The organism is Streptomyces sp. NPDC020801 (assembly GCF_044334385.1).
Classification (GTDB): domain Bacteria; phylum Actinomycetota; class Actinomycetes; order Streptomycetales; family Streptomycetaceae; genus Streptomyces.
In genome coordinates this window covers 788,097-811,589 of record NZ_JBIRST010000001.1, presented here as the reverse complement: position 1 = coordinate 811,589, position 23,493 = coordinate 788,097, and the positions used below count along the sequence as shown (strand labels likewise).

Below are 23,493 nucleotides of genomic sequence, written 5' to 3'. Positions count from 1 at the left end.
CCCTGACGAGCGCGCCCCTTCGGGCACGCCCTCACGCCGCCTCCCGGTAGGCGGCCGCCTCCTCCAGATCCAGCCTGCGCAGCAGGGTGCGCAGCATCTCGTCGTCGATGTAGCGGCCGTCGCGCAGCCGTACGAAGACCGCGCGCTCGGCGCCGATCATGTCCCTGGACAGCCTGCGGTAGGTGTCGTCGACCGATTCGCCGGTGATGGGGTTGGTCTGGCCGAGACGTTCCCACACGGCGTTGCGGCGGCGCTCCAGGACCGAGCGGAGCCGGTCGGCGAGCGGTGGGGGCAGGGCGTTGCGCTCGTCGGCGAGGAGTTCCTCCAGGCGCCGCTCGGCGGCCCGGGACGCCTGTGCCTGGGCGTTCGCCTCGGCGAGTGTGGCGGCCTGCGGGTCGCGGCCGGGGAACTTCAGCAGGCGGATCAGCGGCGGCAGGGTCAGGCCCTGCACGACCAGTGTCCCGATGACTGTCGTGAAGGTCAGGAAGAGCAGCAGGTTGCGCTGCGGGAAGGGGGCCCCGTCGTGCAGCTTCATCGGGATCGAGAAGGCGATGGCCAGCGAGACCACGCCGCGCATACCGGCCCACGCGGTGACCATCGCGCCTCTCCAGGTGGGGTTCTCCTCCCGCTCGCGGATCCGCCGCAACAGGAGCCGGGGCACGAACGCCGCCGGGTACACCCACACGAACCGGGTGGCGACGACGACCAGGAAGACGGCGACCGCGTACCAGGCGGCGGCCGCGCCGGTGTACTTCCCGAGCCCCTTCAGGACGAACTGCAGTTGCAGGCCGATGAGCGCGAACACCGCCGACTCCAGGACGAACGCGACCATCTTCCACACCGCCTCCTCCTGCAGCCGGGTGGCGAAGTCGACCTCCCACGCACGGTGCCCGAGGTAGAGGGCGACCGTGACGACCGCGAGGACGCCGGAGGCACGCAGCTGCTCGGCGACGCCGTAGGCGACGAACGGGATCAGCAGGGAGAGCGTGTTCTGCAGCAGCGCCTCCCTCAGGTGCGTGCGCAGCCAGTGCAGCGGGGCCATCAGCACCAGTCCGACACCGACGCCGCCGACCGCCGCGATCAGGAACTCCTTCGCTCCCCCCGCCCAGGTCGCGCCCTCGCCGACCGCGGCGGCCAGCGCCACCTTGTAGGCGGTGATCGCGGTGGCGTCGTTGAGCAGGGACTCCCCCTGCAGGATCGTGGTGATCCGTGAGGGCAGTCCGACCCGGCGCGCCACGGCGGTCGCCGCGACCGCGTCCGGTGGCGCCACCACCGCGCCCAGCACCAGCGCCGCCGTCAGCGGCAGTCCCGGCACGATCATGTGCACGGCCCAGCCGACCACCAGGGTCGCGAACAGCACGTAGCCGACCGAGAGCAGCGCCACGGGCCGCAGTTGCGCGCGCAGGTCGAGGTAGGAGCTGTCGACCGCCGACGTGTACAGCAGCGGGGGCAGCAGCAGCGGCAGGACCACCCCGGGGTCGAGGGTGTAGTCGGGCACCCCGGGGACGTAGGAGGCCGCCAGCCCGGCGGCGACCAGCAGCAGCGGTGCCGGCACCGGGGTCCGCCGGGCCGCCCCCGCCACCGCGGCACTGCCGGCCACCAGCAACAGCAGCGGCATCACATCCATCGTCCTCGCCCACCCATCGTCCTAGCCCACGCGCTTTTTCCGCGCGGTCACCCGCACGCCCGTCGTAATCTGGCAATCATGAAACAGTGCACGCACGCCGGCACGCTGCCGCATCCGGAGCCGGAGCCCCAGAGCGAGACGTGTCCGGAGTGCCTGGTGGACGGCACCCACCCGGTGCAGCTGCGGCTGTGCCTGTCCTGTGGCCACGTCGGATGCTGCGACTCCTCGCCGGGGCAGCACGCCACGAAGCACCACAAGGACACCGGCCACCCGGTGATGCGGACCTTCGAGCCCGGCGAGGACTGGCGTTGGTGCTTTGTGGATCACGTGCTCGTGTGACCAGGGTTCCGGACGGTTCGACCGTCTGACGTCTGGGTACGTCAACCCGGCGCACGCTGTTCCCATTTGGGCTCGCAGAACCTCTAGCCACGGAGCGTGTTCACAGCTTTACTATGAGTGACGGCAAGGGCCCGGGTCCCCGGGACAGGAATGTCACGAGCGCGGTAGCGTCACCGCTGAACCACGTAGTGCGTTACCCCGGGGGGCGACCCTCGGCCCTGAGAATGCTTGTACCACCTTGGAGGTGAGGGTGTCCCAGATCGCAGGCGAGCCCGCGGCGAACCAGGACTTCGTGGAGGTCCGGCTGCCGGCTGCGGGTGCCTACCTGTCGGTGCTGCGGACGGCCACGGCCGGCCTCGCGGCCCGTTTGGACTTCACCCTCGACGAGATCGAGGACCTGCGCATCGCGGTGGACGAGGCCTGCGCGATCCTGCTCCAGCAGGCCGTGCCCGGCTCGGTGCTCAGCTGTGTCTTCCGGCTCGTCGACGACTCGCTCGAAGTCACCGTCTCGGCCCCGACCACGGACGGTCACGCCCCCTCGCGGGACACCTTCGCCTGGACCGTGCTGTCCGCCCTCGCGGGCAAGGTCTCCTCCGCCGTGGACGAGGACAAGACCGTTTCGATCAGCCTCTACAAACAGCGCGGCGCGGGACCCGGGCCGGCGTGAGGAACGGGGACGGGCCGGTGCGGGACGAAGAGCGCGGCACACGGGAGCTGCCCGCCGAGGGCGGGATGCCTCCCCGCGCGGACGGGGCCGGGAGCCTGGACGGGGGCGGCTCGGCAGGGCCGGCCGCCTCGCGGTGCACGGCGGGCGGTATCGACGGCATCCCCGAGCAGGCCAGGCCGCACCCGGAGGACGACGACCCCCTGGGTTCCGGCCTGCCGGGCGAGGGACAGCGGGCGGCCGACCAGGACGGTGCCGCGCAGGGCACGCCGCAGGGCACGCCTCCACCGGCGCTGAGCGGGATCTCCGCCGGTCCTGGGGGCTCTCCCACTCGAGCAAGGCCGAGAGTGGGGGAGGAGGCGAGGGCTCGGGGAAGGGCAACGGGCGGGACGATGAGCGAGCACGAGCGAAACTCCGAGGACGACGCGCAGAGCGTGCCGAGCGTGCACGGCACGCCGCACGGCCCTCAGGACCGCAGTGGCGCACGCGCGATGTTCGTCGAGCTGCGCACGTTGAAGGAGGGCAGCCCGCAGTACGCGGAGCTGCGCAACCAGCTGGTCCGTATGCACCTGCCACTCGTCGAGCACCTCGCGCGCCGTTTCCGCAACCGCGGGGAGCCGTTGGACGACCTCACCCAGGTCGCCACCATCGGCCTGATCAAGTCGGTCGACCGGTTCGATCCGGACCGCGGTGTCGAGTTCTCGACCTACGCGACTCCGACGGTCGTCGGCGAGATCAAGCGGCACTTCCGCGACAAGGGCTGGGCGGTGCGCGTGCCGCGCCGGCTGCAGGAGCTCCGGCTCGCGCTCACCACGGCGACGGCCGAGCTGTCCCAGCTGCACGGCCGCTCCCCCACGGTGCACGAGCTCGCCGAGAAGCTCGCCATCTCCGAGGAGGAGGTCCTGGAGGGCCTGGAGTCGGCCAACGCCTACTCCACGCTGTCCCTGGACGTCCCCGACACCGACGACGAGTCCCCGGCGGTCGCCGACACCCTCGGCGCGGAGGACGAGGCGCTGGAGGGAGTGGAGTACCGCGAGTCGCTGAAGCCGCTGCTGGAGGACCTCCCGCCGCGCGAGAAGCGCATCCTGCTGCTGCGCTTCTTCGGCAACATGACCCAGTCGCAGATCGCGCAGGAGGTCGGCATCTCGCAGATGCACGTCTCCCGGCTGCTGGCCCGCACCCTGGCACAGCTGCGGGAGAAGCTGCTGGTGGAGGAATAACCGGCGTCCTGTGGCTACTGCTGCTTGGTCTCCTGGGCGCGGCCCGGTCCCTTGATGCCGAGGGCCTGGGTCGTCGCCGGGTTGACGAGCAGCACCAGCGCCGCCAAGGCCACCACCGCGAGCGCGATGCCGGCCGGGATGGCCAGGCTGTCGGCCTGGAGCAGGTTGTAGGCGACGGGCAGCGCCATGATCTGGGTGATGACCGCCGGCCCCCGGCTCCAGCTGCGCCGCAGCAGCAGCCCCCGGGCGGCCAGCAGCGGCAGCAGCGCGAGCACGAGCACGGTCACCCCGCCGGTGACGGCCTGCTGCCGGTCACCCCCGTCGCCCGTGGCGCCGAGGACGAGCATCCAGATCCCGCCGACGAGCAGCGCCAGCCCCTCCAGTGCGGACAGCGCCGCCGCACAGGTCAGGCGCCGCGGGCGCGGGCCGGCGTCGTCCGTGGTCTCGTGGGTGGGGTTCTGCTCACTGCTCACCCCAGAAGGGTAGCCCTCGCGGCACGGCACCCCAGGCCCAGGCTCACGACCGCGTCTCTTACCGGATCCCTACCTCGGTCTGGGCCGAGTACTACCCAGTAGGTACGCTGCACCCCATGCGTGCACTTCTCGTGGTCAATCCGGCGGCAACCACCACAAGCGCACGTACGCGCGATGTACTGATCCACGCGCTCGCCAGTGAGATGAAACTGGACGCGGTGACCACCCAGTACCGAGGCCACGCCCGCGACCTGGGCCGCCAGGCCGCGGACAGCGACGACGTCGACCTGGTCGTGGCCCTCGGCGGCGACGGCACGGTCAACGAGGTCGTCAACGGCCTGCTGCACCGGGGCCCGGCCCCCGAGCGGCTGCCCCGCCTCGCCGTGGTCCCCGGCGGCTCCACCAACGTCTTCGCCCGCGCCCTGGGCCTGCCGAACGACGCCGTGGAGGCCACCGGCGCGATCCTCGACGCGCTGCGCGACGGCAGCGAGCGCACGGTCGGCCTGGGCCTGGCCTCCGGAACGCCGGGCACCGGGGACGCGGCGGTCCCGGAGCGCTGGTTCACCTTCAACGCCGGTCTGGGCTTCGACGCGGGCGTGGTCGGGCGGGTGGAGCAGCAGCGGGAGCGCGGCAGGAAGTCCACGCACGCCCTGTACGTACGGCAGGTGGTCCGCCAGTTCCTCGGCGAGGAGCACCGCCGGCACGGCGCGATCACGCTGGAGCGGGAGGGCGAGGACCCGCTCGCCGATCTGGTGGTGGCCATAGTGTCGAACACCTCACCGTGGACGTATCTCGGCAATCGACCGATGTACACATCACCCAAGGCCTCGTTCGACACAGGGCTCGACGTACTCGGTCTCAGCCGTCTGTCCACCGCCGCGGTTGCCCGGTATGGCACCCAGTTGCTCACTTCGTCCCCCGAGCAGGGACCCCATGGCAGGCATGCTCTCTCGTTGCACGACCTGACCCGCTTCACCTTGCATTCGAAGGTGCCGCTCCCCCTTCAGATGGACGGTGACCACCTGGGGCTGCGTACAAGCGTGACGTTCACAGGCGTACGCCGTGCACTGCGTGTGATTGTGTGAGCGGAAGGGCCCAAAGTCCTTTCACTCGAACGTTTAGGCCAGGATCCACCCCATGGAAGTACGGCTGTGACCTAGTCGACACCGAGGAATCAAAAAAAACTTTCCGGAAGGGGTTGTATCCGCCGCTGAGGTTTGCGAGTCTCTACGTGGCGATCGGGGCGGCCCACAACATCGGGCCCCAGAGATCACCGGAACCCCTCTTCAAACCCACAGGACCACGTCAGGGAAACCTGACTGTCGGCCCTTCCCTTGTCGAGGGATTCGTGAAAGCGTTCACATTCACAAGCAATCTGCATGTAATACCAAGGAGAGGTAGCAGCCATGGACTGGCGTCACAACGCCGTTTGCCGCGAGGAAGACCCCGAGCTCTTCTTCCCCATCGGCAACACCGGTCCTGCGCTGCTGCAGATCGAGGAAGCCAAGGCCGTCTGCCGTCGCTGCCCGGTTATCGAGCAGTGCCTGCAGTGGGCGCTCGAGTCCGGTCAGGACTCCGGCGTCTGGGGTGGTCTCAGCGAGGACGAGCGCCGTGCCATGAAGCGTCGCGCCGCCCGCAACCGGGCCCGTCAGGCCTCCGCCTGACAACACCCACCCCGCTGACAGCCTGAGCTTGGCGGCGCGTACAGCGAGTACGCATCTCCCGCCCCCGAGCCGCAGCGCGCAGTATCAACGAGCGACTAGCCTCGGACCGATCAAGGTCCGGGGCTCTTTGCTGTGCCGGAACCGGGAAGGTCCGGGAAATCCGGGAAATCCGGGAAATCCGGCAATAAGCGGGGAGGTCCGGGAAGGTCCGGACAGACCAGGGACGCTCGGCATCACCCCGGGTGCCTGCTACTTGTTCGCCCGCACCGGGATGTCGAGGATCACGCGCGTGCCGCGCCCGGGAGCCGGGACCATGTCGAAGGTGCCGCCCAACTCCCCCTCGACCAGGGTGCGCACGATCTGCAGACCGAGGTTGCCTGAGCGGTGCGGGTCGAAGCCCTCGGGCAGACCCACGCCGTCGTCCTGGACGGTGACGAGCAACCGGGTCTCGCGCGAGGTGCCGCCCCGGACCGCGGAGACCTCCACGGTCCCCGTGTCGCCCTCACGGAAGCCGTGTTCCAGGGCGTTCTGCAGGATCTCGGTCAGCACCATCGACAGCGGCGTGGCGACCTCGGCGTCCAGGATGCCGAAGCGTCCGCTGCGCCGGCCGGTCACCTTGCCGGGCGAGATCTCTGCGACCATCGCCAGCACCCGGTCGGCGATCTCGTCGAACTCCACGCGCTCGTCGAGGTTCTGAGACAGCGTCTCGTGCACGATCGCGATCGAGCCGACCCGCCGGACCGCCTCCTCCAGGGCTTCCCGGCCGCGCTCGGAGTCGATGCGCCGTGCCTGCAGCCTGAGCAGCGCCGCCACCGTCTGGAGATTGTTCTTCACCCGGTGGTGGATCTCCCGGATGGTGGCGTCCTTGGTGATCAACTCCCGTTCACGCCTGCGAAGTTCGGTGACGTCGCGCAGCAGCACCAGCGAACCGATGCGGGTGCCCTTGGGCTTGAGCGGGATGGCCCGGAACTGGATCACCCCGTCGTTCGCCTCGATCTCGAACTCGCGGGGTGCCCAACCGCTGGCCAGCTTCACCAGGGCCTCGTCCACCGGGCCGACGGTGGGGGCGAGTTCGGCGGTGGTCCGGCCGAGGTGGTGGCCGACGAGGTCGGCGGCCAGGCCGAGGCGGTGGAAGGCGGACAGCGCGTTCGGGGAGGCGTACTGCACGATGCCGTCCGCGTCCAGCCGGATGAGCCCGTCGCCGACGCGCGGTGAGGCGTCCATGTCGACCTGCTGGTCCGGGAACGGGAAGGAGCCGGCCGCGATCATCTGCGCCAGGTCGGAGGCGCTCTGGAGGTAGGTCAGCTCCAGCCGGCTCGGGGTGCGCACGGTCAGCAGATTGGTGTTGCGCGCGATGACGCCGAGTACCCGCCCCTCGCGCCGTACGGGAATCGACTCGACGCGGACCGGGACCTCCTCGCGCCACTCCGGGTCGCCCTCGCGCACGATCCGGCCCTCGTCCAGCGCGGCGTCCAGCATGGGGCGGCGGCCCCGCGGGACGAGGTGGCCGACCATGTCGTCCTGGTAGGAGGTCGGGCCGGTGTTGGGCCGCATCTGGGCGACGGAGACATAGCGGGTGCCGTCGAGGGTGGGGACCCACAGGACCAGGTCGGCGAAGGAGAGGTCGGAGAGCAGCTGCCACTCCGAGACCAGCAGATGGAGCCACTCGAGGTCGGAGTCGTCGAGGGCGGTGTGCTGGCGTACGAGTTCGTTCATGGAGGGCACGTCTGCGAGCGTACCCGGGCATTTGGCCGCCGTTCGAAACGGCCGTGGCCGGACCCCGGGCGGGCGGGCTCCGTACGGGCGGAGCAAGGCCCGGAGACACCCGCGGGCCGCGGCGCCTGAGAGGGACCCTCAACCCTCCCGGCACCGCAGCCCGGAGCAGTATCGGCCGTGGGGTGTGCGGTCCCGGTCGGCCGAAGGGTGAGGAGCCGGGGCAGTCAGGGCAGAGAGCTCCGGTTCCTCGGTCCGCCTTCCTGTGCGGGGAAGACGGAGGCTCGTGCGTTCACATGTTGTGGCGGACGACGCCGCATGCGTTCGCTGTTCGAGGCTTCTCCCCGCATTGTGGACTAGACCACTTGGCCTGTCCATGTGCGGGAGGACGTTCGTTGTTGTTTCTTCGCCGATCGGCTGCGCCGGTATGACCCGACTCGGCCGATTGGCCGGACGCCCCAGCGTCCACCCCGCAGCCTAGCCCGCCCGGCTCACATACGGGGCCAGACGGCCATGGCAATTTTCGCGAGTGCCTCCAGTTCCTCGCGGCTCGCGCCGTCGCGCGCCTGCTGCGACATGCCCTGGAGCATCGCCGCGACATACCGGGCGAGCGCGCCCGCGTCGGTGTCCGTGGGCAGCTCCCCCGCGGCGACGCCCTCTTTCATACGACTCTCGAAAGCGGCGATGCCGGCGTTGCGCCGCTCACGCAGCGACTCCTCGACCCGAGGGGTCGTGCAGTTGGTCGCCGCGTGGACGAGGAGACATCCGTGCGGGCGACCGGGGGCGGTGTACGCGACCGCCGCCTCGCGCAGGGTGCGCTCGACGGCGGCCCGGGCGGTCGGCTCCTCGTCCAGGGCCCGGTCGCCGAAGGAGCCGTAGCGCTCGCCGTACTCATGCACGACCTCGGCGAAGAGCGCCTGCTTGTCACCGAAGGCCGCGTACAGGCTCGGGGCGCCGATGCCCATGACGCGGGTGAGGTCGGAGACGGAGGTGGCCTCGTATCCGTGCTCCCAGAAGGCCAGGAGCGCCTTCTCCAGCGCGGTCGCACGGTCGAAGGAGCGGGGACGGCCGCGGCGCCTGGCCGCGGCGGCCCGGTCCACGCCCTCCACCTGCGGTTTCGTCTCCTCGCTGAACACCATGGGGTGATTTTATAGCGGGCGCTAGAGAAATGTCAGCGGGCCGTAGTAACGTCTTTTCTGTAGCAGTCGTTATGGAAAAGCGGGATCCCGCCCCGCACCGCAACCACATCGGCCATTTCTGTTAGATTGGTCTAAACCACATGCCCCTCGTGACCAGCCCCGGCCCCTCCCCCGGATCCCCTCAGACAGATCCCCTCAGATCGGCAGGCCCAGCGTGGAAGTTGTCATCGTTCCGGACGCCCGAGCGGGCGGCGAGCTCATCGCCGAGGCCATGGCGCAGTTGCTGAGGCGAAAGCCCGACGCCCTGCTGGGCGTGGCCACGGGCTCGACCCCGCTGCCCATCTACGAGGCGCTGGCGGCCAAGGTGGGCTCCGGCGCCGTTGACACCTCGCGGGCACGAATAGCCCAGCTCGACGAGTACGTGGGGCTGCCCGCCGACCATCCGGAGTCCTACCGCTCGGTGCTGCGGAGGGAGGTGCTGGAGCCGCTCGGGATCAAGATGGACGCGTTCCTCGGGCCGGACGGCACCGCCGAGGACGTGCAGGCGGCGTGCGAGGCGTATGACCGGGCGCTGGCCGGGGCCGGCGGGGTGGACCTGCAGTTGCTCGGCATCGGGACCGACGGGCACATCGGGTTCAACGAGCCGTGCTCCTCGCTCGCCTCGCGCACGCGGATCAAGACGCTGACCGAGCAGACCCGTGTCGACAACGCGCGCTTCTTCGAGGGCGACGTCGAGCAGGTGCCGCACCACGTCATCACGCAGGGCATCGGCACCATCCTGGAGGCGCGGCACCTGGTGCTGCTGGCCACGGGCGAGGGCAAGGCGGACGCGGTCGCCGCCACCGTCGAGGGACCGGTCGCCGCCGTCTGCCCGGCGTCCGCGCTGCAACTGCACCCGCACGCCACGGTCGTCGTCGACGAGCCCGCCGCCGCCAAGCTGAAGCTGGCCGACTACTTCCGCCACACCTACGCCAACAAGCCGGACTGGCAGGGGATATAGCCCCCGGGGCGCCGGTGCACCGGAAGGTGCCGGCCGCCCCGGAGTGGGGTGACCGGCGCTCTTGCCGTCCCGGCTGGTGCCGTGGCCGGAGGGGCTTGCCGGAAAGCCCGCGGCGTCCGGTGCGGTGCGTCGCAAGGCGAAGCACCGCACCGCGTACTGGACGTACTCCAGTGATGCGACAACGCGGCGAGGTGCCGTGCCGGACGCCGCGAGCCGGTGAACCTATCCGGTCGCAGCACTAGGACCCCGCGACGACCTCCGCGGCCGCCCGTCCGCAGACGCGGGCCGCGCCGTGGGTGGCGATGTGCAGGGCGCCCCGCGGGGGGGCCTGGGGGACGCCCATCTCGATGACGATCGTGTCGGGGCGGCCGGTGAGCAGGGTGCCGAGGGCGGCCGCCATCCACGGGTGGCGGTGCTCGTCGCGGACCACGGCGACCACGCGGCGGTCTCCGGCCGCCGCCATGATCGCGTGGCCCGCGTCCTCGCCGGCGAAGCTGCCCGTCTGCGTGCCGGGCAGCCGGCGCAGGAGCTCCGCGGCCACGCCCCAGGGGGTCTCGTCGCCGACCGCGATGTTGGCGACGGGGGTGAGGGCGGCGACGTAGGGCGGTTCGGTGAGCGGGGTGAAGGTCTCGCCGCCGGTGATCCGCAGAGCGCGCCGGGCCGCCCGCAGCCCGACCTCCTCGCCGGCGGCGCCGCGCGCTCCGGCGGCCGTGGTGGCCGAGGTCGCCGTCCAGCGGGCGAGCACGCGCACGCGTTCCGCAGCGTCCGCGAGCCGCTCCTCGGGCAGTTCGCCGGCCCGGACCGCGGCGACCAGGGCGTCACGCAGGCGCCGTACCGTCTCGTCGTCCGCGAGGCCGCCGCCCACGCAGATCGCGTCGGCGCCGGCCGCGATGGCGAGGACGCTGCCCCGCTCGATGCCGTAGGTGCCCGCGATGGCCTGCATCTCCATGCCGTCGGTGACGATCAGGCCGTCGTAGCCGAGCTCGCCGCGCAGCAGATCGGTCAGCACCCCGTGGGAGAGGGTGGCCGGGCGGTCCGGGTCCAGGACGGGGACCAGGATGTGCGCGCTCATCACGGCCTTGGTGCCCGCGGCGATCGCCGCGCGGAACGGGGCCAGTTCGCGTGTGTGGAGCACCGAGGTGTCCACGTCGATCCGGGGCAGCGCATGGTGGGAGTCGACCGCGGTGTCGCCGTGCCCGGGGAAGTGCTTGGTGCAGGCGGCGACGCCCGCGGCCTGCAGTCCGGTGACATAGGCGGCGGTGTGCCGGGCGACCAGCCCGGTGTCGCCGCCGAAGGAGCGGACACCGATGACGGGGTTGCCGGGGTTGGAGTTGACGTCCGCGGAGGGGGCCCAGTTGAGGTTGACGCCGCAGGCCGCGAGGCGGCGGCCGAGTTCGAGGGCCACCTCGCGCGTCAGCTCCACGTCGTCCACGGCGCCGAGTGCGTGGTTGCCGGGAAAGCTGGAGCCCGTGCGCACCTCGAGGCGCGTGACGTCACCGCCCTCCTCGTCGATGGCAACCAGGACGTCGTCCCGCTCGGTGCGCAACTGGGTGGTCAGGGCGGCCAGTTGTTCGGGCGAGGTGATGTTGCGGCCGAACAGGCCGACCGAGGCCAGGCCCTCGCCGAGGCGGCGCAGCAGCCAGTCGGGCGCCGTGGTTCCGGTGAAGCCGGGCTGGAGGACCGTCAGCGCGTCGCGGGTGATGGTGTCGGTACCGCTGGCGAATGTCGTCATCAGGTGGCGTTATCCCTTCACGGCGCCCGCGGTCAGGCCCGCGGCCATCTTGCGCTGGACGAGGAGGAACAGGACGACGATCGGCACGGCCATCATCGTGGCTCCGGCCATCATCGGGGCGTACTCGGTGCCGTGCTTGGTGGTGAAGTTGCCGAGCCAGACGGTCGCGGTCTGGTGCTCCTGGCTCATCAGCATCAGGGCGTACAGGTACTCGTTCCAGGCCTGGATGAAGCCGTAGACCGAGGTGGCGACCATGCCGGGGGCCAGCAGCGGGAAGACCACCCGGATGAAGGCACCCGTGCGGGAGCAGCCGTCGACCATGGCCGCCTCCTCCAGCTCCCGGGGGATGTTGACGATGAAGCCGCGCAGCGTCCACACCGTGAAGGGGAGGATGAAGGTCAGGTAGGTGATGATCAGGCCGGTGAGCCTGTCGTACTGCTCCAGGTCGTTCAGCAGCAGGAAGACCGGGATGATCATGGCGACCAGCGGCACCATCTGCACCGCGAGGATGCCGACGATCACGATCTTGCGGCCGCGGAAGGCGAAACGGGAGATGGCGAGTGCCGCCAGCATGCCGACGACCATGCCGATCACCACCACCGACAGTGACACCGCCAGGCTGCGGCCGACCGGCCCCCAGAAGTCGGCGATGTCCAGCGCGCGGCGGAAGTTGGCGAGCGTGATGCCGGTCGGCAGCAGGCTCGGGTCCGGATCGATGGCGTCCCTGGCCGGTTTGAACGCCGTGTTGAGCATCCAGTACAGGGGGAAGCCGGCGACGGTGAAGACGAGCAGGCCGAGGAGGTTCCAGCCGAGCCTCGCCCGGCGGCGCGCCCCGGGCGCGAGCGTGCTGGTTCTGCTCATGCTGCTCATGCTGCTCATTCGACGTCTCCGATCTTCAGCATCTGGCGCATGTAGACGGCGACCACACCGAGCAGCAGCAACACGGTGATCAGGGCGATCGCCGAGCCCTGCGCGTAGTCGTTGACCACGAAGGCGCGGTCGTAGGAATAGGTGTTGAGAACCTGGAACTCCGCCTCGGGGTGCCCGCCCCGCATGACGAACACCTGCGGGAAGACGCCCATGTCCCAGATCACCGACAGGGTCGTGAGCATCACGATGATCGGCTTGAGGATCGGCAGGGTGACGTAGCGGAAGACGCCCCACGCGCCCGCGCCGTCCAGCCGTGCGGCCTCCTCCAGCTCCCCGGGCACCTGGGTCAGGCCCGCGCTGAGCGTGATGACCACGAAGGGCACGGCGCCCCACACCACCAGCAGCATGATCACGGCCAGGCCCTCGGGGCCGCTGGCGAACCAGTTGTGGCCGATCATCCGCACCCCGGGCAGCTTGCTGAGCAGTGCGTTGAAGACGCCGTAGTCGGAGTCGAAGAGCCACTTGAAGACGGTGGTGGCCACGATGACGGGCATGCCCCAGCTGGCCACCAGCACAATGTTGATCAGGTTCTTCACCCAGCCGGAGACCCGCTGCAGCAGGAGCGCGATCGCCATGCCGGCGACCATGGTGAAGACCACGGAGCCGCCGGCGAAGACGATCGTGCGCACGACGACCGCCCAGAACTCGCCGTCGCCCAGCACCTCGGTGAAGTTGGCGAGCCCGGTCCACTCGGCCGGCTGGAAGCCCCACAGCTGCGCCTGGCCGAACTTCTGGAAGGACAGGGTGACCAGACGCGCCAGCGGATAGGCCATCACCAGGGCCAGGATCAGCAGGCAGGGAGCGAGCAGCAGCCAGGGGGTCGCGGCACCGCCCGGAGTCCGCTGCCCGCGGCGCCGCTCGGCAGGGGGCGGTGGCGGCGCCTGCCGCGGCGGCGGCACCTTGGCAGGGGTGGTCGTGTCTGCGGCACTCATCGCGTGCTCCTCAGCGGTCCCTCGAGGTCGTACGAGACTCGTACGACGGCGCGGCCCCGCGCGGGCGCAGGCAGCGCGAACCCCCGCACGGTCACGGTCGTACGAGAAGCAGGGCCCCGCCCGGTGGCAGGGCCCTGCGCTCGGGTCACTTGGTGTTGATGACCTTGTCGATCGCGGCGTCCGCCTCCTTGGCGGCGGCCTCGACCGACTTCTTGCCGGTGCCGATGTTCTGCAGCATGGCCTGCAGGATCTGGGCCTTCTCCACCTGGCCCCAGCCCGGGGCCATCGGGACGAACCAGTTGGACTCGGCAGCGGTGGCCGGGACGACCGTGGCGGGGTCGTTCTTCAGGGTCGCGAGGTCGGTCTTGTCGTTGGGCAGGTTGCCCTTGGCCATCAGGCCCTTCTGGCCGGAGGGGCCGGTGAAGGCGTTGATCCACTCGGCGGCGAGCGCCTGCGCCTTGGACTTCACCGGGACGGCGAGGTCGCTGCCGCCCAGGAAGACCGGCATGTTCCTGCCGGACGGGCCGGGCATCACGAAGTTCTCGAGGTTGTCCTTGAGCTTGCCGGTCTTGTCGTTCTTGGGGTCGGCCGCGGTTCCGCCCTCCCAGGCGGCCGCGAACATCATGGCGGACCTGCCCTGGCCGTAGACGATGGGCCGGTCGGCCTCGTCCTTGGTCTTGTCGCCGTGCATGTACTTGTCGACGACGTTCTTGAATTCGGTCAGGCCCTTGAGGGACTCGGGCGAGGAGAGGTCGGCCTTCCACTGGCCGCCCTCCTCCTTGGCGATGGAGCCGCCGGCGTCGTAGACGAAGGACATGGCCGCGTACCAGTCGCGCGTGGGCTGGTACCAGGCGCTGAACTTGTCGCCCTGTTTCTTCTGCACCTTGTCCAGGTCGGCGGTGAGCTCCTGGTACGTCTTCGGCACCGCCTTGACGCCGGCCGCGGCGAGGACGTCCTTGCGCCAGGTGGCCACCCGGCCGCCCGCGTAGTACGGCACGCCGTAGGTCTTGCCCTCGTAGGTCACCGAGGTCTTCAGCCCGTCGAGCCAGGCGGAGGAGTTCTCGAACTTCGCCGGGTCGACCGGGGCGAAGGCGCCCTTGACCATGTAGCCCAGCATCTCGCTGTTGCCCATCTCGACCACGTCGGGGACCTTGTCGGTGGCGAGCACCGCGTCCAGCTTGGTGTTCTTGTCCGGCCAGCCGTAGTACTCGTGCTTGATCTTCACGCCGGGGTGCTTCTTCTGCACCGCCGCGTCGGCGGCCTTCACCAGCTCGGGCCAGTTGTTCTGCGCGTCCACGGTGAGCCAGACGGTCAGCTCCTTCGCGTCCGCGCCGCCCTTGCCGGACCCCCCGCCGTTGTCACTCCCGCACGCCGCGATGGAGACCATCATGCCCGCGATACCGATCGCGGCTGCCAGCTTCCGCTTCACGCCACCCTCCTCAGGGATGCCACAAAACCCCCCTGCCTCCCCGCGGCTCAAGCGTGAACGCATACCGCCCGTGGGGCCGGGACCTGGACCAATGGTGTAGACCAGTACGGGGAGCTTGGCCCAGACCAATAGGGCTGTCAAGGGTGTGCAGGCGCGCGCCAGACGTCCGTTACGGGACCGCGATATGCAGGGACCTTTCATTGCTCAACCGGCCAAACGGACGCGCCCGCTCCACTGGACCACCGGCCGTCACCCCCCGCCCTCGGCACGTCCGCCCGCCTGGACCACTGCCCCCGAGCGGGGTGATGGACTAGACCAGCGAGGGTCACGACGGTATACAGAGGAGATCACGGAGCGTGCGGGTGACCACCCGGCGCACGAAGCCGTGCCACGATGTGAGCCGTGGCCGATGGGGATGTCGGTCGCATCGGCACCTGGAGCCGGGAAGGCAGAGCATGAGCACCGACGTCGGCAGTGCGGAGAACGAGGGTGGGGCGACCGTCCGTACCGCGCGCGTGCCCAAGTACTACCGCCTCAAGAAGCACCTTCTGGACATGACGGAGACCCAGGCGCCCGGAACGCCGGTCCCGCCCGAGCGCACACTGGCGGCCGAGTTCGACACCTCTCGCACCACCGTGCGCCAGGCGCTGCAGGAACTGGTCGTCGAGGGCCGGCTGGAGCGCATCCAGGGCAAGGGCACCTTCGTCGCCAAGCCGAAGGTCTCCCAGGCACTGCAACTGACCTCCTACACCGAGGACATGCGTGCCCAGGGCCTGGAGCCCACCTCGCAGCTGCTGGACCTCGGCTACATCACCGCCGACGACCGGCTCGCCGAGCTGCTCGACATCACGGCCGGCGGACGCGTGCTGCGCATCGAGCGGCTGCGCATGGCCAACGGCGAGCCCATGGCCATCGAGACCACGCACCTGTCGGCCAAGCGCTTCCCGGCGCTGCGCCGTTCACTGGTCAAGTACACCTCCCTCTACACCGCCCTGGCCGAGGTCTACGACGTCCACCTCGCCGAGGCCGAGGAGACCATCGAGACCTCGCTGGCCACCCCGCGCGAGGCGGGCCTGCTCGGCACGGACGTGGGCCTGCCGATGCTGCTGCTCTCCCGGCACTCCCTGGACCGCGAGGGGCGGCCGGTGGAGTGGGTGCGGTCGGTCTACCGCGGGGACCGCTACAAGTTCGTGGCACGGCTCAAGCGGCCCGCGGACTGACCCGGGGTTCGATCCCGGCCCGTTCTTCGAACAAGGGGTTCCGTTCCCTCGACGCCGTGACCTAGATTGCCTGCGCATTACAAGGGACCAGCGAGGGGACGGAACCGCACATGTCAGATGCCCCAGAAGTCGCCAGAGCGGTGGTGACGCCCGTGCGGGTGGTCATCGGCCTCTGCCTCGTCGCACCGTTCGTGGCCATGCTGTGGGTCGGTTCGTACGCCAAGGCCGGTCCCGCGTTCATCGGTGTCCCGTTCTTCTACTGGTACCAGATGCTGTGGGTGCTGGTGTCGACCGCCCTGACGTTGACCGCCTACCAGCTGTGGCAGCGTGACCAGCGCGGCCGCGCCGCCCGGCCGACGGACGGGGGCGAGTCGGAGTGAAGGACGGCGTCAACGGCGTCGCGCTCGGCGTCTGCATCTTCTTCTTCCTGCTCGTCACCGTCATGGGCTTCCTGGCGGCGCGCTGGCGACGGGCCGAGAACGAGCACAGCCTCGACGAATGGGGCCTGGGCGGGCGGTCGTTCGGCACCTGGATCACGTGGTTCCTGCTCGGCGGCGACCTGTACACGGCCTACACCTTCGTGGCCGTGCCGGCGGCGGTCTACGCGACGGGCGCGGCCGGCTTCTTCGCGGTGCCGTACACCATCCTGGTGTACCCGCTGATCTTCACCTTCCTGCCGCGGCTGTGGTCGGTGTCCCACCGGCACGGGTACGTCACGACCTCGGACTTCGTACGCGGACGGTTCGGCTCCAAGGGCCTGTCCCTGGCGGTGGCGGTCACCGGCATCCTCGCCACGATGCCGTACATCGCGCTCCAGCTCGTCGGCATCCAGGCGGTGCTGGACGTGATGGGCGTCGGCGGCGGCGACAACACCAACTGGTTCGTGAAGGACCTGCCCCTGCTGATCGCCTTCGGCGTACTGGCCGCGTACACCTACTCGTCGGGGCTGCGCGCGCCCGCGCTGATCGCGTTCGTCAAGGACGCGCTGATCTACATCGTCATCGCGGTGGCGATCATCTACATCCCGATCAAGCTGGGCGGGTTCGACGACATCTTCGCGAAGGCCGCCGCCGCCTTCAGCCAGACCAACCCGGCCACGGGCAAGCCGCGTGGCGCGGTCGTGCCGGCCGAGGCGGGGCAGTGGACGTACGCCACGCTGGCCCTGGGCTCCGCGCTGGCGCTGTTCATGTACCCGCACTCGGTCACCGCGACGCTGTCCTCGCGCAGCCGTGAGGTGATCCGCCGCAACACCACCATCCTGCCGCTGTACTCGCTGATGCTGGGCCTGCTCGCGCTGCTGGGCTTCATGGCGATCGCGGCGGGTGTGAAGGTGACCAACGGTCAGCTGGCCATCCCGCAGCTGTTCGAGAACATGTTCCCGGACTGGTTCGCGGGCGTGGCGTTCGCGGCCATCGGCATCGGCGCGCTGGTACCGGCGGCGATCATGTCCATCGCGGCCGCCAACCTGTTCACCCGCAACATCTACAAGGACTTCATCAAGCCCGACGCGACCGCGAAGGAGGAGACCCGGGTCTCCAAGATCGTGTCGCTGCTGGTGAAGGTGGGTGCGCTGGTCTTCGTCCTCACCATGGACAAGACGGTCGCCATCAACTTCCAGCTGCTCGGCGGCATCTGGATCCTGCAGACCTTCCCGGCCCTGGTCGGCGGCCTGTTCACGCGCTGGTTCCACCGCTGGGCGCTGCTCGCGGGCTGGGCGGTCGGCATGGTCTACGGCACGCTCGCGGCCTACGGGGTCGCCTCGCCCACGCAGAAGCACTTCGGCGGCTCGGCCAGGGAGATCCCGGGCATCGGCGAGATCGGCTACATCGGTCTGACGGCGTTCGTGCTCAACGCGGCCGTCACGGTGGTCCTGACGTTCGTCCTCAAGGCGGTCAAGGCGCCGGAGGGCGTGGACGAGACCAGGCCCGAGGACTACACGGCGGACTCGGGCGACCCGGGCGTCGAGGTGGAGCTGCCGCCGGCCACGGCGGATACCGCGCACTGAGCCCCGTCGCGGCGAACGGGCCGTCCGGGAAGGTGACGGGCCGTCCGAACGTCACGGGCCGCCGGCGAAATCCGGCAGCCCGTTGTCGTGCCCCTCGGGCACACTCGGCTCCATGGACACCGTGATCAGGCAGGTGCGGGAGGACGAGCACGTCCTCCTCGGCGAGATCACCGCCCAGGCCTACCTGCTGGACGGCCTGCTCGACTTCGGCGAGAGCGACGGGTACCTCGGCGAACTGAAGGACGTGGCCAAGCGGGCGGCCGCCGCCGAAGTGCTGGTCGCGGTGGAGAGCGGGCGCGTGCTCGGCGGGGTGACCCTCGTGCCGTCCGGCGGGCCCCTGGCCGACATCGCCGGAGCGGGAGAGGCCGAGATACGGATGCTCGCGGTGGCGCACGCGGCGCGCGGCCGGGGCACCGGGGACGCCCTCGTACGGGCCTGTGTCGACCGTGCCCGGTCCACCCCCGGCTGCGTCCGTGTGGTCCTGTCGACGCAGCACACCATGCACGCCGCCCACCGCATCTACGAGCGTCTGGGCTTCGTGCGCACCCCCGAGCGCGACTGGAACCCGGTCCCGGACCTCGACGACATTCTGCTGCTCACCTACGAGTTGACACTCTGACACGCTCCGGAGTCGACACGACACAACATATGGGGGTGTCTTCCTCACCCGGCACAAGATGTATGCTCATGCTCGCTGTCGCCGCAGGGGAATCCGGTGCGAATCCGGAACTGTCCCGCAACGGTGTACTTGTGCGTGTCCGCCCCCGGGGCGGGCCCGTACCCGCGTCAGTCCGAGGACCTGCCGACAGTGCGCCCGGCCGTCCGGTCCGGGTGCCCTGACGTCCGGGTCTCGTGGAATGGGCCGGTGGACGCGACGCCGCGTGCGCTCGTGTGCCGCCCCCTGCCCCCGGTAAGGCCCCGCCGAGCGAGGGAGAGCCCCACGTGACCATCGCGCCAGCCGATCCGGTTTCAGCGACTTCGGTGGACAACGACGGTCCCGGTGCCGCGCTGCTGCGGACCCTGACCGAGCTGACCGCCGACCTCCCCGGCACCGACCCCGGCCGGGTCGCCGCCGCCGCGCTGCGCGGCCGTTCGGCGCATGCCGACCAGGCGGAACTGCGTGAGCTGGCCACCGAGGCGGCCGCCGGGCTCATCTCCGAGGACCCCGCCTACTCCCAGCTCGCCGCCCGGCTGCTGACCGTCGGCATCCGTGCCGAGGCCGCCTCCCAGGGCGCCACCTCCTTCACCGGGTCCGTGGCCGTCGGCCACCGGGAGGGGCTCATCGCCGAACGGACCGCCGAGTTCGTGCGCCTGCACGCCGAGCGCCTGGACGCGCTGGCCGACCCGGCCGCCGACGACCGCTTCGGCTACTTCGGACTGCGCACCCTGCACAGCCGCTATCTGCTCCGGCACCCGATCACCCGCAAGGTGATCGAGACCCCGCAGCACTTCATGCTGCGGGTCGCCGCCGGACTGGCGGAGGACGACACCGTCCGCGCGCTCGACGAGGTCGCGGCTCTCTACCGGCTCATGAGCCGCCTGGAGTACCTCCCCTCCTCCCCCACGCTGTTCAACTCCGGCACGCGGCACCCCCAGATGTCCTCCTGCTACCTGCTCGACTCCCCCAAGGACGAGCTGGACAGCATCTACGACCGCTACCACCAGGTCGCCCGCCTCTCCAAGCACGCCGGCGGCATCGGCATCTCCTACTCCCGCATCCGCTCGCGCGGTTCGCTGATCCGCGGCACCAACGGGCACTCCAACGGCATCGTGCCGTTCCTGAAGACCCTGGACGCCTCGGTGGCCGCCGTGAACCAGGGCGGCCGGCGCAAGGGCGCGGCCGCGGTCTACCTGGAGACCTGGCACTCGGACCTCGAGGAGTTCCTGGAGCTGCGCGACAACACCGGCGAGGACGCGCGCCGTACGCACAACCTGAACCTCGCGCACTGGGTCCCGGACGAGTTCATGCGCCGGGTCGACGCCGACGCGCAGTGGTCGCTGTTCTCGCCCTCGGACGTGCCGGGGCTGACCGACCTGTGGGGCGAGGAGTTCGACGCGGCGTACCGGGCGGCGGAGGCAGCGGGGCTGGCCAGGAGGACGATGCCGGCACGCGACCTGTACGGCCGCATGATGCGCACCCTGGCGCAGACCGGCAACGGCTGGATGACCTTCAAGGACGCCGCCAACCGCACCGCCAACCAGACGGCCGAGCCGGGCCACGTCATCCACTCCTCCAACCTCTGCACGGAGATCCTGGAGGTGACCGACGACGGGGAGACGGCGGTCTGCAACCTGGGGTCGGTGAACCTCGGCGCGTTCGTGGACCGCGGGGACATCGACTGGGAGCGGCTGGACGAGACGGTCCGCACCGCCGTCACCTTCCTCGACCGCGTGGTCGACATCAACTTCTACCCGACCGAGCAGGCGGGCCGTTCCAATGCCCGCTGGCGTCCGGTCGGCCTGGGCGCGATGGGCCTGCAGGACGTCTTCTTCAAGCTGCGCCTGCCCTTCGACTCGCCGGAGGCGAAGGCCCTCTCCACCCGTATCGCCGAGCGGATCATGCTCGCCGCGTACGAGGCCTCCGCCGACCTCGCCGAACGGAGCGGCCCGTTGCCGGCCTGGGAGAAGACCCGCGCCGCCCGGGGCGTACTGCACCCCGACCACTACGACGCCGTGCTCACCTGGCCGGAGCGCTGGGCCGCCCTGCGCGAGCGCATCGCCGCCGTCGGGATGCGCAACTCCCTGCTGCTGGCCATCGCGCCGACGGCCACGATCGCGTCGATCGCGGGCGCGTACGAGTGCATCGAGCCGCAGGTCTCCAACCTGTTCAAGCGTGAGACGCTGTCCGGTGAGTTCCTCCAGGTGAACACCTATCTGGTCGAGGACCTGAAGGAGCTCGGCGTCTGGGACGCCCGCACCCGTGAGGCGCTGCGCGAGGCGAACGGCTCGGTGCAGGACTTCGCGTGGATCCCCGAGGACGTACGGCGGCTGTACCGCACGGCGTGGGAGATCCCGCAGCGCGGCCTGATCGACATGGCGGCGGCCCGCACCCCGTTCCTGGACCAGGCCCAGTCGCTCAACCTGTTCATGGAGACGCCGACCATCGGCAAGCTCTCCTCGATGTACGTCTACGCCTGGAAGCAGGGCCTGAAGACGACGTACTACCTGCGCTCCCGCCCGGCGACACGCATCGCTCGCGCGGCGCGCGCCACCGTCCCCGTGCAGCAGCCCGTCCCGGACCCCGAAGCGGTCGCCTGCTCCCTCGAGAACCCCGAGTCCTGCGAGGCCTGCCAGTAGTTCCCGCCCGCCACCCGACCACCACCCCTGGAGGACGGCGCTTCGCGCCGGCTGTCATGACTGACCAGAACCTGCTCGACCCCGGATTCGAGCTGACTCTCCGCCCGATGCGCTACCCCGACTTCTACGAGCGCTACCGGGACGCCATCAAGAACACCTGGACCGTGGAGGAGGTCGACCTCCACTCCGACGTCGCCGACCTCGCCAGGCTGACTCCCGGCGAGCAGCACCTCATCGGCCGTCTGGTGGCCTTCTTCGCGACCGGCGACTCGATCGTGGCGAACAACCTGGTGCTGACCCTCTACAAGCACATCAACTCCCCGGAGGCGCGCCTGTACCTGTCGCGCCAGCTGTTCGAGGAGGCCGTGCACGTCCAGTTCTACCTGACGCTGCTGGACACCTACCTCCCCGACCCGGACGACCGCGCGGCGGCCTTCGCGGCCGTTGAGAACATCCCGTCCATCCGTGAGAAGGCCGGGTTCTGCTTCAAGTGGATGGACTCGGTCGACAAGCTGGACCGCCTGGAGACCAGGGCCGACCGCCGCCGCTTCCTCCTCAACCTCGTCTGCTTCGCCGCGTGCATCGAGGGCCTGTTCTTCTACGGCGCCTTCGCCTACGTCTACTGGTTCCGCGGCCGGGGCCTGCTGCACGGCCTGGCCACCGGCACGAACTGGGTGTTCCGCGACGAGACGATGCACATGTCGTTCGCCTTCGACGTGGTGGACACCGTCCGCAAGGAGGAGCCGGAGCTCTTCGACGACGAACTGCGCCGGGAGGTCACCGACATGCTGCGGGAGGCCGTCGAGGCCGAGCTGCAGTTCGCGCGCGACCTGTGCGGTGACGGCCTCCCGGGGATGAACATCGACTCGATGCGGCAGTACCTGGAGTGCGTGGCCGACCAGCGCCTGACGCGCCTCGGCTTCGCCCCGGTGTACGGCTCCGAGAACCCCTTCTCCTTCATGGAGCTCCAGGGTGTTCAGGAGCTGACCAACTTCTTCGAGCGGCGCCCGTCGGCGTACCAGGTCGCGGTGGAGGGAACCGTCGACCTGGACGAGGACTTCTGAGCCTCCTCCCGTTCCTTCGGGACCTCGCGGGACTCGTGGTCCGCGTGGGACTCCTGGACCTCGCGGGGCTCCCGGTCCGCGTGGGACTCCTGGACCTCGCGGGCCTTCCGGGCCTCGCTGATCTGCCGGTCGACGCGCTTGTCGCGCACGATGCCGATCAACGAGGGGAGGGCCATCAGGACCAGGAGTCCGAGGGTCACCAGCAATTCCGATCAGGGCTTGTATCCGGCCTGAGCGTCACCACGCCGTACGGGCTCGAGCGGCTGGAGGAGGCCGACCTGATCGCCGTACCGGCCGGGAACGAGTTCGCGCACCGCGCGTACCCGCCCGAGTTGCTGGACGCCCTGCGGCGGCCGTGGGCCGGGGCGCCCGGGTGCTGAGCGTCTGCTCGGGCGTCTTCGTCCTGGGTGCCGCCGGGCTGCTGGACGGGCGGCGCTGCGCGGTGCACTGGCACCATGCGGCCGAGCTGGCACGGCAGTATCCGAGCGCGGCCGTCGAACCCGACGTCCTGTACGTGGACGAGGACCCGGTGATCACCTCGGCCGGGACCGCCGCCGGCATCGACGCCTGTCTGCGCATCGTGCGCAAGGAGCAGGGCCCGGAGGTCGCCAACAAGATCGCCCGGCGGATGGTGGTGCCGCCGCACCGCGACGGCGGGCAGGCCCAGTACATCGAGGGGCCGCTGCCGAAGCCCTGCGACACGGTCGGAGAGGTGCTGGTGTGGATGGAGCAGCACCTCGAACAGGAGGTCACCGTCGAGCAGTTGGCCGCCCGCGCCCATATGGCCCCGCGCACCTTCGCCCGCCGCTTCCAGCAGGAGACGGGCACGACTCCGTACCGCTGGATCCTGCGCCAGCGCGTGCTGCCGGCGCAGGAGTTGCTGGAGGCGACGGACGAGACCATGGACTCGATCGCGGACCGTACCGGGTTCGGGACGGCCGCCGCGCTGCGGCACCAGTTCGTCCGGGCGCTGGGCACCACCCCGAACGCCTATCGGCACGCGTTCCGGGGACCCGAGGCCGCCTGACCGCGCGCCGCGGGCGCC

At 70.3% G+C, this 23,493-nt stretch carries 20 protein-coding genes, 1 pseudogene and 1 riboswitch; of the genes and pseudogenes, 13 read left to right on the top strand and 8 right to left on the bottom strand.

The genetic code is table 11. The annotated features are described in order from the left end of the window. Positions 1-31: 31 nt before the first annotated feature. Positions 32-1,627: a Na+/H+ antiporter gene (locus ACH4UM_RS03830; RefSeq protein WP_398173151.1), complete on the bottom strand. Its 1,596-nt coding sequence runs from the start codon at positions 1,625-1,627 to the stop codon at positions 32-34. A 78-nt stretch (positions 1,628-1,705) separates the two neighbouring features. Here ACH4UM_RS03830 and ACH4UM_RS03825 point away from each other — a divergent pair, with 78 nt between their 5' ends. From ACH4UM_RS03825 to ACH4UM_RS03815, 3 genes are all read left to right on the top strand, one after another. Continuing rightward, complete coding sequence (locus ACH4UM_RS03825) at positions 1,706-1,966, top strand: UBP-type zinc finger domain-containing protein (RefSeq protein WP_398173149.1); 261 nt, start codon at positions 1,706-1,708, stop codon at positions 1,964-1,966. Positions 1,967-2,216: 250 nt separating this feature from the next. After that, positions 2,217-2,633 (top strand): anti-sigma regulatory factor, encoded by a 417-nt coding sequence (locus ACH4UM_RS03820; protein ID WP_009190566.1) that lies wholly within the window; start codon positions 2,217-2,219, stop codon positions 2,631-2,633. Positions 2,634-2,650: 17 nt separating this feature from the next. Further along, the gene (locus ACH4UM_RS03815) at positions 2,651-3,850 is read left to right on the top strand and encodes a SigB/SigF/SigG family RNA polymerase sigma factor (protein ID WP_398173147.1); all 1,200 of its coding nucleotides are present in this window, start codon (positions 2,651-2,653) and stop codon (positions 3,848-3,850) included. 14 nt (positions 3,851-3,864) lie between these two features. Here ACH4UM_RS03815 and ACH4UM_RS03810 read toward each other — a convergent pair whose 3' ends face one another. Beyond that, positions 3,865-4,323: a hypothetical protein gene (locus ACH4UM_RS03810; RefSeq protein ID WP_398173145.1), complete on the bottom strand. Its 459-nt coding sequence runs from the start codon at positions 4,321-4,323 to the stop codon at positions 3,865-3,867. A gap of 116 nt (positions 4,324-4,439) precedes the next feature. Here ACH4UM_RS03810 and ACH4UM_RS03805 point away from each other — a divergent pair, with 116 nt between their 5' ends. Both ACH4UM_RS03805 and ACH4UM_RS03800 read left to right on the top strand, forming a co-directional pair. Then, positions 4,440-5,408 carry a diacylglycerol/lipid kinase family protein gene (locus ACH4UM_RS03805; protein WP_398173143.1) on the top strand — a complete coding sequence of 323 codons (969 nt, stop codon included), beginning with the start codon at positions 4,440-4,442 and terminating at the stop codon, positions 5,406-5,408. A 321-nt stretch (positions 5,409-5,729) separates the two neighbouring features. Further along, a complete protein-coding gene (locus ACH4UM_RS03800) occupies positions 5,730-5,987 on the top strand; it encodes a WhiB family transcriptional regulator (RefSeq protein WP_003992873.1) in 258 nt (85 codons plus the stop codon). 249 nt (positions 5,988-6,236) lie between these two features. On the opposite strand, the gene ACH4UM_RS03795 is transcribed toward ACH4UM_RS03800, so the two are convergent. Further along, complete coding sequence (locus tag ACH4UM_RS03795) at positions 6,237-7,712, bottom strand: sensor histidine kinase (RefSeq protein ID WP_398173141.1); 1,476 nt, start codon at positions 7,710-7,712, stop codon at positions 6,237-6,239. A 479-nt stretch (positions 7,713-8,191) separates the two neighbouring features. Further along, entirely contained in the window at positions 8,192-8,839 is a 648-nt protein-coding gene (locus ACH4UM_RS03790; protein WP_398173139.1) for a TetR/AcrR family transcriptional regulator, read from the bottom strand. Between the two features lie 214 nt (positions 8,840-9,053). On the opposite strand from ACH4UM_RS03790, the gene nagB reads away from it, so the two are divergent. Next, positions 9,054-9,839, top strand: a complete 786-nt coding sequence (nagB, locus tag ACH4UM_RS03785) for a glucosamine-6-phosphate deaminase (RefSeq protein ID WP_398173137.1) — start codon at positions 9,054-9,056, stop codon at positions 9,837-9,839. Between the two features lie 238 nt (positions 9,840-10,077). On the opposite strand, the gene ACH4UM_RS03780 is transcribed toward nagB, so the two are convergent. The 4 genes from ACH4UM_RS03780 to ACH4UM_RS03765 all read right to left on the bottom strand — a co-directional run bounded on the left by ACH4UM_RS03780 (position 10,078) and on the right by ACH4UM_RS03765 (position 14,862). Next, complete coding sequence (locus ACH4UM_RS03780; protein WP_398173135.1) at positions 10,078-11,571, bottom strand: glycoside hydrolase family 3 protein; 1,494 nt, start codon at positions 11,569-11,571, stop codon at positions 10,078-10,080. 9 nt (positions 11,572-11,580) lie between these two features. After that, positions 11,581-12,432 carry a carbohydrate ABC transporter permease gene (locus ACH4UM_RS03775; RefSeq protein ID WP_398173133.1) on the bottom strand — a complete coding sequence of 284 codons (852 nt, stop codon included), beginning with the start codon at positions 12,430-12,432 and terminating at the stop codon, positions 11,581-11,583. Positions 12,433-12,446: 14 nt separating this feature from the next. Continuing rightward, positions 12,447-13,433, bottom strand: coding sequence for a carbohydrate ABC transporter permease (locus ACH4UM_RS03770; RefSeq protein WP_398173131.1), 987 nt, complete (start codon positions 13,431-13,433; stop codon positions 12,447-12,449). 145 nt (positions 13,434-13,578) lie between these two features. After that, positions 13,579-14,862, bottom strand: coding sequence for an extracellular solute-binding protein (locus ACH4UM_RS03765; protein WP_398173129.1), 1,284 nt, complete (start codon positions 14,860-14,862; stop codon positions 13,579-13,581). A 455-nt stretch (positions 14,863-15,317) separates the two neighbouring features. Here ACH4UM_RS03765 and ACH4UM_RS03760 point away from each other — a divergent pair, with 455 nt between their 5' ends. From ACH4UM_RS03760 to ACH4UM_RS03730, 7 genes and pseudogenes are all read left to right on the top strand, one after another. Then, positions 15,318-16,082: a GntR family transcriptional regulator gene (locus tag ACH4UM_RS03760; RefSeq protein ID WP_398173127.1), complete on the top strand. Its 765-nt coding sequence runs from the start codon at positions 15,318-15,320 to the stop codon at positions 16,080-16,082. A 110-nt stretch (positions 16,083-16,192) separates the two neighbouring features. Beyond that, positions 16,193-16,462 (top strand): DUF3311 domain-containing protein, encoded by a 270-nt coding sequence (locus ACH4UM_RS03755; RefSeq protein WP_398173125.1) that lies wholly within the window; start codon positions 16,193-16,195, stop codon positions 16,460-16,462. Then, the gene (gene mctP / locus ACH4UM_RS03750) at positions 16,459-18,087 is read left to right on the top strand and encodes a monocarboxylate uptake permease MctP (RefSeq protein WP_398173123.1); all 1,629 of its coding nucleotides are present in this window, start codon (positions 16,459-16,461) and stop codon (positions 18,085-18,087) included. The genes ACH4UM_RS03755 and mctP overlap by 4 nt, the downstream gene beginning before the upstream one ends. Positions 18,088-18,199: 112 nt before the next feature. Then, the gene (locus ACH4UM_RS03745) at positions 18,200-18,706 is read left to right on the top strand and encodes a GNAT family N-acetyltransferase (RefSeq protein ID WP_398173121.1); all 507 of its coding nucleotides are present in this window, start codon (positions 18,200-18,202) and stop codon (positions 18,704-18,706) included. 87 nt (positions 18,707-18,793) lie between these two features. Then, a riboswitch (cobalamin riboswitch) is annotated at positions 18,794-18,887 on the top strand. Positions 18,888-19,029: 142 nt separating this feature from the next. Next, positions 19,030-21,384 (top strand): ribonucleoside-diphosphate reductase subunit alpha, encoded by a 2,355-nt coding sequence (locus ACH4UM_RS03740; protein ID WP_398173119.1) that lies wholly within the window; start codon positions 19,030-19,032, stop codon positions 21,382-21,384. A 56-nt stretch (positions 21,385-21,440) separates the two neighbouring features. After that, positions 21,441-22,448 carry a ribonucleotide-diphosphate reductase subunit beta gene (locus ACH4UM_RS03735; RefSeq protein ID WP_398173117.1) on the top strand — a complete coding sequence of 336 codons (1,008 nt, stop codon included), beginning with the start codon at positions 21,441-21,443 and terminating at the stop codon, positions 22,446-22,448. A gap of 227 nt (positions 22,449-22,675) precedes the next feature. Beyond that, positions 22,676-23,475 (top strand): annotated as a pseudogene (locus ACH4UM_RS03730) (helix-turn-helix domain-containing protein); the annotation flags it as partial. Positions 23,476-23,493 lie beyond the last annotated feature (18 nt).